Here is a 547-nt window from a genome sequence, read left to right on the forward strand (position 1 = left end):
GTCAGCGAGTTCTTCATTTGCAGCGCACGTGACGACGTTTCCAGCGTGTACCGAACACTCGACATAGCATTCAGAGCCCAGCCGAATGCAAAGATGCCGATCAAAAGCATTATCAGAAAAGGCGCGATCAGCGCGAACTCTAATGCAGCTCCGCCTGATGCATCCCCCGTGAAAGCTCTCGACTTAGCGGACACGAATCACCTGTTGATGACTGAGTTCGCGCGAGAGGGAAAACGCGCCAAAACTGAAGGGCGGTGACCAGGTGGCTGTCGCCTGTATTACGAGGAAGACCGAGGGGGCTTTCAAAGTGTCGCACAGGACCGATGGATCGGCCACGATGTTCCCGCACATGTATTTCCGGCTCACTGCCACCTGCGCGCCATCAGGATGGTTTTCCCAGCTCGAAAGAGCGACAGCTTGGATGGTCGTATCCTCGACTGCTCCTTGCATCACGAGGTTCGCCGCGGTTTTGACGCCTGCACGCATCGACAATGCGCTCGAGACAAAAGACCAGCCGTCGATGATGCCAAGAAGTACCAGGCAAAGG

2 protein-coding genes are annotated in these 547 nt (G+C 55.9%); both read right to left on the reverse strand.

Going from position 1 to position 547, the window contains the following annotated elements; genetic code table 11:
- Positions 1-194, reverse strand: a 194-nt coding sequence (locus NKJ20_RS34095; RefSeq protein WP_352453948.1) for a TadE/TadG family type IV pilus assembly protein, incomplete at its 3' end; no start/stop codon positions are given.
- The coding region (locus NKJ20_RS34100) for a pilus assembly protein (RefSeq protein ID WP_352453949.1) at positions 184-547 on the reverse strand (364 nt) is incomplete at its 5' end. The genes NKJ20_RS34100 and NKJ20_RS34095, both read right to left, overlap by 11 nt.

Source organism: Mesorhizobium sp. M0185 (assembly GCF_040322175.1).
In the GTDB taxonomy this organism is placed as follows: domain Bacteria; phylum Pseudomonadota; class Alphaproteobacteria; order Rhizobiales; family Rhizobiaceae; genus Mesorhizobium.